This is a genomic window from Elizabethkingia argenteiflava, assembly GCF_009904105.1.
Classification (GTDB): domain Bacteria; phylum Bacteroidota; class Bacteroidia; order Flavobacteriales; family Weeksellaceae; genus Elizabethkingia; species Elizabethkingia argenteiflava.
This window is the reverse complement of sequence record NZ_JAAABJ010000353.1, coordinates 1-344: the sequence shown is the minus strand read 5'-3', so window position 1 is coordinate 344 and position 344 is coordinate 1. Positions and strand designations below refer to the sequence as shown.

Sequence of the window (344 nt, the reverse complement as noted above, 5' to 3'; positions counted from 1 at the left end):
TTCTCACTGATCTGAAGAAACGCGGTGTGGAAGATATTATGATTGCCTGCATAGACGGCCTGAAAGGTTTCCCCGAAGCGGTTGAGGCTGTATTTCCTAAAACCAGGGTACAACTTAGCGTGGTTCATCAAATCCGCTGCACCAAACGCTATCTTCCAAACAGGGATAAAAAAGAGGTTATGTAGGCTATGAAGCCAATCTACAAGGCTAATAATGAAGAGCAGGTAAATCTAAGGCTGCTTGCCTTTGAAGAGAAGTGGGCAAAAAAATATACCCTGACCTCAAAATCCTCGCTGGACAATTGGTTAAAACTATCATCATTCTTCGAGTAAGATGAGGTAGTA

The 344-nt window shown here is 42.7% G+C and carries 1 protein-coding gene; it reads left to right on the top strand.

Annotated features, from left to right (window positions below; genetic code table 11):
* Positions 1-185: transposase (locus GNY06_RS03975; RefSeq protein ID WP_176589955.1), on the top strand; the 185-nt coding region annotated here is incomplete at its 5' end.
* Positions 186-344 lie beyond the last annotated feature (159 nt).